At 43.0% G+C, this 8,698-nt stretch carries 4 protein-coding genes; 2 read left to right on the forward strand and 2 right to left on the reverse strand.

Annotated features, from left to right (window positions below; genetic code table 11):
• Positions 1-336: 336 nt before the first annotated feature.
• Complete coding sequence (locus QUA45_RS26415; RefSeq protein ID WP_333222734.1) at positions 337-1,119, reverse strand: calcium-binding protein; 783 nt, start codon at positions 1,117-1,119, stop codon at positions 337-339.
• Positions 1,120-1,657: 538 nt separating this feature from the next.
• Between QUA45_RS26415 and QUA45_RS26420 the strand changes: the two genes are divergently transcribed.
• On the forward strand, positions 1,658-4,045 hold the full coding sequence (locus QUA45_RS26420; protein WP_333222736.1) for a GAF domain-containing protein: 2,388 nt from the start codon (positions 1,658-1,660) through the stop codon (positions 4,043-4,045).
• On the opposite strand, the gene QUA45_RS26425 is transcribed toward QUA45_RS26420, so the two are convergent.
• Positions 4,035-4,166: a hypothetical protein gene (locus QUA45_RS26425; protein ID WP_333222738.1), complete on the reverse strand. Its 132-nt coding sequence runs from the start codon at positions 4,164-4,166 to the stop codon at positions 4,035-4,037. The genes QUA45_RS26420 and QUA45_RS26425 overlap by 11 nt on opposite strands.
• A gap of 180 nt (positions 4,167-4,346) precedes the next feature.
• Between QUA45_RS26425 and QUA45_RS26430 the strand changes: the two genes are divergently transcribed.
• Positions 4,347-8,698, forward strand: a 4,352-nt coding sequence (locus QUA45_RS26430) for a serine/threonine-protein kinase PknK (protein ID WP_333222740.1), incomplete at its 3' end; no start/stop codon positions are given.

Raw genomic sequence — 8,698 nt, forward strand, 5'->3', positions numbered from 1 at the left:
GCAGCTACTTTTCTCGCTTGACATCTTCTCTGCCAAATGCGCTGTCACTATTTTTGAGCGGAGGTCTCAATAATAGGATTTCATGAGCTTTAGCTATCAGGTGCTTTTCACTTCATTGAATCTCATAAAATCGGCAAGTGCTGTATTTACTTTCCCCGATTTTAAATTTCTACTTTTAGATGAGGCTAAAAAATCTCTAAAGGCATAAATGTTGTAATATCAATGCTGCAAAGTACGGTGGCGTATAGATAGCCTGCCCGCTATCTGTAGGGAAACGGCACTGCTGTTTCCCTACCCAGAACTAGCCCGATCGCTCGTCTAATTCCCTACACATAACTAAGCTAAAAACTGGAATTGAGAACCGTTAACTGCCAATGCAAACGGACTCGCTTGTTCAAATGCACCAGTAAGTTCAAAGCTGTTGGTATTTAAAACTATCCCGACAATCTGTCCGGTAATTATGTTCTCAATCACCATGTCGTTGATAATTCCGTCATTATCGTAAGCAATCAAATTGTTGTCTTCAAAGAAAAGGTCTAGTTCTGTTAAACCGTCCGTCAAACCGATGCGATCGCCCTCGTCAAAGTTAAAATCGGTAATGACATCTGCTCCATTTATACCAAATGCTTCATCGTTGCTTCTGAGCACGAATATATCACCACCGAGGCCTCCCGTGAGTACGTCAACTCCCCGATCGCCTGCTAAGAAATCGTCGCCTTCATTGCCTTCTAAATCGTCGTCTCCTTGCCCTCCCCGCAGGATATCGTTCCCGAACCCTCCGAAGATCAGGTCATTTCCGGCGTCGCCCCTAACTACGTCGTTGCCATCATTTCCATCCAGGCGATCGTCATCTTTCCCGCCGTAAATGATGTCATTTCCGTCGCCACCACCGATAATATCATTGCCATTATTTCCTAACAGACGTTCGTTGGAATCCGATGAACCTCCTATAGTATCGTTGCCATCAAGTCCCCAAACTCCCCAGGGAAAAGAGGACAAATTTCCATTCCCTACGTTAATCTCATCGGGTGTAGCGAATGCCAAAAGACGTGGCCCGCCGCCAGCAAATACAGGAAATCCCGCCACATCGCTGATAAGATTGTTAACCGTTAAAGCCATAACTATGTCCTTTAAAAAATCCTGTTAGCTGTATTATACATTTTAATTATTCCCTAGCCAAATAGCAAGGATGTTTGAATTTGGGTGGCAACTTTTATTTTCTCAATTAATGACCAGCAACCTGCTGGTCTATAGTCAATTACAATTACCAATACTTCGCCTACGCGAGCGTATAAGTTATCAATTCCCAATTCCCAATTCCCAATTACCAGGGCTGTGCTTCATTCAACCCAAACCTGCTATAGATCTCGCATCAGAGTCAAATAGCATTAGTTGCTGACACTATCCGCTACTGCGTACCGCTTATAATGGGTGTTACCCCCCAGGCGGTAAACACGTTAATATCACCTATAACGTCGAGACTGAGAGGTTGTTTGTGAATAAAAGTAAAAGTCCCTGGGCCCATCGTCCGAGAAAAAACCCAGTTTCCGAGACCCATACACAAACTTTACACACAGGATCTAAGCTCTTTACAAAGCCATAATCGCCGATCGCTGATATTTTTTGGCAAAATCCACTGCTTTCAGGTGTTTTACTCATGTCTACTCCTAAATCGTCTTCCCATCAAAACAACAACTCCGTAAAATCACTGCCAGCGACAGATATCGTCCCAACAAAGCAAGACAGTAACAACCTGCCCAGCGAACCAAGTATAGAACAGCTACTGGAAGCTTTGGCGGGTCAAGTACCCAGTCAATCTTCTGAAATTGAACCCTTGAAAACGTGGAAACAAGATTTACAGCGATTGTTTCAATTTCTCGGCGACCGCCGTGTTTTAATCGCAGTAATGCAACCAGGAACTTTTGCCCTGCGGTACGCTAACGCAGCATTTTGCCGCTTGGCCGGTTGGGAGGAAACGTCCTTGGCAACTCCATCTACCAACGGTTTGTTTGCAGAAACCGGCATCACTCTGCTGCAACTGTTCGAGGATGGGGACGGCAAAACAGTAGAACAGTTGTACCACCGCCATCTTTTGCACTGGGTATTTAAGCAATATTATCAAATTGACATCGACGGTTTGCGGGTGCTAGACGAACCTGTCACGGCAAGTGTAAAAAACCCCAAACACCGAGAACCCAGATTTATAGAATTTTGGCTGGGTTCGGAACAGTTAAAAATTACTCGAATTGACTCAAAAATAGATGAATTTGCGGATATTTCTTTAAGATTAATGCCTGGTGCGGAACGGGAAGCTTGGCTGATGCAGCCGAATCAACTGGAAAATTTAGCCGATCGATTGCAGTTGGATAATTATCGCGTAGAAGGTTTGCTGCTGCTAGAAGGTTTTGATGTCACTGTGCAGGAGCAAATTCGGCGGCTGACTCAGCTATTGATCGATCGAGATTCGATGCTGCGGCCAGACAAATTTGAGAAAATCGATCGGTGTTTGCGATCGCTCTTCAATGCTGACGGCACTTTGCTGCTGCGCCCCGACGGCGATCAGGTACAGCTATTAGTTGCAAAAGACGGTCAACATTTGCAGCCGATTCTTTATTCAATGCACTCCCTAGAAGCTTCTCACTTTTTGAAGGCCACAGCAGCAAATCAAGTTTGGAATGTGCCAGACTTGCGTAGGGAGTGCGAAACCGAGTGCGATCGAACTTTGCGGAGAATGGGAACTCGATCGATGCTGCTGGTGCCCCTGGTAGTCAAATCCGTCACCCGTGAGGGGTGCGGGCAACGGATTTTGGGAGTCGTGGGGCTGTTGTGCGATCGGCCAAACCACTTCAACGGCATTGACGCTCAACACGCCCAAGAGCTCATTCCCGCCTTCATTGCAGCCCTGCGGCAAGCCATCCAGGAAAGGTTTACCCACATTCACAACATCCACCCCGCAGTTGAGTGGCGGTTCGCCCAAGAAGCAGAAAGGCGAAGTTGGGGACTACCTCCAGAAACAATCGTATTTGCTGATGTTCATCCGCTGTACGGAATTTCGGACATTCGCGGTTCTAGCGACGAAAGAAACCGAGCCATTCAAACAGATTTGCTGGAACAATTCCGCTTAGGTTTAGTCATAGTTGATGCCGTTTGCGAAACACAAACTACCCACCTCGGAGAGCAACTGCGGCTCGACTTGCTCGACTACATCCAGCATTTAAAACAAAAAGTAACAGTCGATATGGAGGTGCGAGCCGCCGAGTATTTAAACGAGCATTTAGAAGTATATTTTGACTATTTTGTGCAGTGCGGATCCAAGGTTCAGGAAGCCGTTGAAGCTTACCAAGCAGCCTGTGAAAATGAACATAACTGCGTTTACAGCGATCGCAATCGCTACGACCAAATGCTGAACTTAATCAGCACCAAACTCCAAGAAACTTGGGCCCGCTGGCAAGAAAAAATGCAGCAAATTTTGCCCCACTACTGCGACATCGAATGCACCGATGGCATGGATCACATGATTTATGTAGGAAAATCGATCGACCCCAAATTTAGCCAGTTTCACCTGCACAGTTTGCGGTACGAACAACTGCGAGCAATTTGCGACTGCGGTCGCACTGTTTTTCGCCTGCAAGCCGAGTCTCAAATTAACATGGAACTCGCACATTTAGTCTTAGTGCAGAATACCACGATCGACATTTTTCACAACGAAAATACCGAAAAAATGTTTGATGTCAAAGGCACTCGCGACATCCGCTACGAACTTGTCAAAAAGCGGATTGAAAAAGCCGTGGACAAAGATGCACAAGAGCGAATTACCCAGTCAGGGATGTTGACTGTTGTTTATTCCACCGAGGAGGAGTGGGAAGAATATCAGCAATACTTGCGGTACTTGTCTCGCGAAGGTTGGGTAGAGTCCAAAGTTCAGACGGGCATGGTAGAATCACAACAAGGAGTCAGCGGTTTAAAATTCGCCCGCGTGCGTATTTTGCCTGAACCGGAATCTATTTCTACTATTATCTGTGAAGTTACGGTAGTCAGCGATTGAGAACCCGTTTAATTGCCTGTTTGAGGCGCAGTGCGATCGCTCCCATCTCCTGCTGTTTGAGACCCAGTGCGATCGCTCCCATCCCCGGAAAAACGGTGGAACGAAAGCATTCGGGACTCAAACACAAGACCGAGATTACATTTAAGATGTTTGTTGACACCAACGAGCAAGCCCACATTTTCACTTAGTGTATATTTCGGGTGATTGGGACTTGCAAAATACACGCTCACAATCACACAAAATTAATATCAAGTAGTGTTAATCTAATAATTATTAGCTCCTGTAATTTCTAAATTAAGTGATGTTAACCTTATCCGAATACCAAATAAATTCTACTCTGCACGAAGGCGTCGAAACAATAGTCTATCGCGGACAAACACCGACAGAAGCTGCCCCAGCAATTCTGAAAGTCCTCAAAGCTGAATATCCCACCCTCGAAGCCATTACCAGGCTCAAACACGAATATCAAATCCGCCAAAATTTAGACAGCGAACAAATCGTCAAAGCCATCAGTCTTGAAACATTTGACCACGGATTAGGAATCGTTTTAGAAGACTTTGGTGGCGAATCCCTCGCAAAACTGCTGGAAAGAGAAACCTTGAGCCTGCAAGCAAATTTAAACATCGCCATCCAAATTGTCAAAGCCTTACAGTACCTGCATTTTCAGCACATTATTCACAAAGACATCAAACCCAGCAACATCATAATTAACTCGCAAACAAAACAAGTAAAACTCACAGACTTCGGTATTGCTACAACACTCAACAAAGAAAATCCGCAATTTAACAATCCCAACTCAGTCGAAGGCACATTAGCCTATATGTCACCCGAACAAACCGGGAGAATGAACCGAACCCTCGACTACCGGACAGATTTTTATTCCTTTGGTATCACATTCTATGAAATGCTGACAGGCAAATTGCCTTTCCCCAGCAACGACCCCTTAGAAATAGTTTACAGCCACATCGCAGTTCAACCAATATATCCCCATCAAATCAATTCAGAAATACCTGTAGCCATCTCAGAGATAGTGATGAAATTGATGGCAAAGAATGCTGAAGATAGATATCAAAGTGCGGCCGGATTGTTAGCAGACTTAGAAATTTGTTTGCATCAGTTAGAAACCACAGGACAAATTGCCGACTTTCTCCCCGGACGCTTAGATATTCTCAGCCAATTGTTAATACCCCAAAAATTGTACGGTCGGGAAAATCAGGTTAATGAATTGCTAGCAGCATTTGAACGTGTAAGAGGGGGCTTAGCTAACAATTTTTTAGGAAAACCAGCAACCTTAGACCAAAACCAGCCCCCGTCAGGAAGCAGCGAATTAATGCTAGTATCAGGCTACTCCGGTATCGGTAAATCAGCCGTAGTCAACGAAGTTAGCAAACCAATTACCAGATCCAAAGGTTACTTCATCAGCGGCAAATTTGACCAATTAAAACGCAACATTCCTTATGCCTCATTAATCCAAGCATTTAACTCCTTGCTGCGACAATTGCTAACAGAAACTTCACTTTCATTAGAAATATGGCGCACTAAAATTTTAACAGCAGTGGGAACAGACGGCAAAGTAATTGCCGACGTAATTCCCAAAGTTGAATTAATCATCGGCAAACAGCCAGAAGTCCCAGAACTCGCCCCTGTAGAATCCCAAAATCGCTTCAATCAGGTATTCAAAGAATTTATTCGTGTTTTCACCCAAAAAGAACACCCCCTAGTTATCTTTTTAGACGATTTGCAGTGGGCAGATTCAGCAACATTAAAGTTGATGCAAATACTGATAACTGACCCAGATCAAGAATATTTGTTGCTAATCGGTGCCTATCGAGACAATGAAGTTAGTCCGAGCCACCCCTTAATTCAGACTGTAGAAGAAATTGAAAAAACTGGTACAATAGTCAACAATATCGTGTTGCAGCCGCTGGATTTAGCCAATGTGACAGAATTAGTCACTGAAACACTTAACAGTTGCACAGAAAAAGTAACAAATTTAGCCGAGTTAATCGGGAATAAAACGGGTGGCAATCCTTTTTTCTTGACCCAATTACTTCAAGCACTTTATCAAGACTCTCTTTTAAAGTTTGAATTTAATCAAATTACAAATGAGGGAAGTCAAAGTGGCTGGTATTGGAGTATCAATGAAATCCAAGCCATTGGAATCACCGATAAAAGTGTAGTGGAACTGGTAGCTTCTCGCATTGAAAAGCTGCCCGCACCCACGCAAGAAGTGTTGAAGCTAGCAGCTTGCGTGGGAGATAAATTTGCTCTAGATGTGCTGTCACTTGTCAGCGAAGAGTCAGGTAATACTACAGCTACTGAACTTTATTCAGCTTTGCAAGCCGGGTTAATTCTGCCCTTGAACGATGCCTATCGTATTCCTTTAGTTTTCGATCGAGCCGAATCAATCAATCTCAATTTAGATACTTCGCGCGTTAGTTACAAATTTTTGCACGATCGCGTTCAGCAAGCCGCCTATTCGCTAATTCCCGAAGATCAAAAGCAATCCACCCATTTAAAAATCGGTCAATTACTGTTAAAAAATACTCTACCAGACAAGCTAGAAGAAAACATCTTTGATATCGTCAATCAATTGAATGTCGGAATTGACACGATTAGCCAACAGTCAGAAAAAACTCAGTTGGCACAATTAAATTTAACTGCTGGACGCAAGGCAAAAGCGGCGACTGCTTATGAAGCTGCCGTTAGGTATTTGCGGGTTGCTATGGAGTTATTGCCTGCGGATTGTTGGCAAAGTCACTATGAATTAACGTTAGCAATTTACGAGTCAACGGCAGAAGCTGAATACTTAAACATTAACTATGAAAAATCAAAAAAATTGGTTGATATCGTAATCAATAAATCTAATAATTTACTGGAAAAAGTGAATGTTTATGAACTTCAAATCCAGTCTTATAATGCTCAGAATAGACCGTTAGAAGCTCTCAATACAGGACTGGAAGTCCTGAAACTGTTAGGCATTTCTTTTCCTCAAAATCCCAAGACGCTAAATATTGTGGCGGGACTGATTAATACAAAACTGAGCTTGGGATTAAAACGAATTGAGGATTTAGCTAACTTGCCCGAAATGACAGATCCCGACAAAAAAGCAGCCATGGGAATTTTATCAAGGATTCTCAGCAGTGCTATTCAGGCTAAACCCCTACTGGTACCGCTGCTTACCTTTAGGATGGTCAAGCTGTGCATTAAATATGGCAATTCGCCTTATGCAAGTATTGCCTACGTTTATTATGGCATAATTCTGTGCAGACTAGGGGACATTAGTTTGGCATACCAATTCGGCCAACTGGCAATTAGGCTGTTAGGCAAATTTCCATCCCGTTCAATCAAAAGTAGAGTTTATGCAGTCTTTGGTTCTTTTATTCAACAATGGAAAACCGATCTCAAGTCAGGATTAGGCGATATTAAGGAAGGTTTTCAAACCGGGATGGAAACTGGAGAGTTAGAATATGCTGCTTATTCTATTAATATATATTGTACTTATAAACTGTCGATGGGAGAGCGTCTCGATCTGGTTGAACAGGAGACTGATAAGTATGTGAAATTAATGCAGCAATCTCAACTAGAAATGGCTGTACAGTATATAAGTGTAGAGAGACAGACAGCCCTCAATTTGTGTAGCACAACTGTCGAACCATGTAATTTAGTTGGGGAGAGCTTTAATGAATTCAAAACCCTCCCAATTTTAATAGAAGCTAAAAGCTTTATGGTAGTTTGTTTGGTCTACAATGCCAAAACTATGCTTAATTTTCTCTTCCGAAACTACGCGGAAGCCTGGGAAAATACAAGCTTATTTGAGAAATACGCAGAAGCCGCATCCGGACTTTATGTAGTTGCCGTGAATAATTTTTACTTTTCTCTCAGTCTCCTCGCTTTGTATCCAGCAACTCGCAAAGGGGAACAAAAACAATATCTGAAAAAAGTGCTGCACAACCAAAAGAAGATGAAAAAATGGGCAGTTCATGCTCCGATGAATTATCAACACAAATACGACTTGGTAGCAGCCGAGAAAGCGCGAGTGTTGGGGAAAAATATCGAAGCAATGGAATTGTACGATCGCGCAATTGATGGAGCTGCCAAAAATAGTTATATTCAAGAGGAAGCATTAGCCTATGAATTAGCAGGAGAATTTTATCAAGCTTTGGGTAAAGAGATAGTTTCTCAAGCATATCTGACTAAAGCCTATTATGGATATATCCATTGGGGAGCAACAGCTAAAGTTAAACACTTGGAATTAACACATCCTTTCTTAGCAGCACAGACGCGCATAATTTACACCCCAACCCTCGATGTAACTCGCACAACCACGGGAAATACTACCAGTAGTAGTTTAGGCGATTTATTAGACTTAGCTACTTTTATTAAGTCGGCGCAAGCCATTAACGGTGAAATTGTTCTAGAAAAATTGTTGACCAAATTAATCAAAATTATTTTAGAAAATGCGGCGGCTCAAAAAGTAGTGCTGCTGCTGCTGAAAAACGATATCCTCTGCATAGAAGCTACTGGCACTTTTGCGGAGGATAAAGTGACACTTTTACCGTCTATTCCCGTAGAAAATTGTCAAGATGTACCACTGTCTGTGATTAATTACGTACACCGCAGTCAAAAGCATCTGGTTTTAGACAATGCCAC

Origin of the sequence: Microcoleus sp. Pol12A5 (genome assembly GCF_036701435.1) — a bacterium.
Classification (GTDB): domain Bacteria; phylum Cyanobacteriota; class Cyanobacteriia; order Cyanobacteriales; family Microcoleaceae; genus Microcoleus.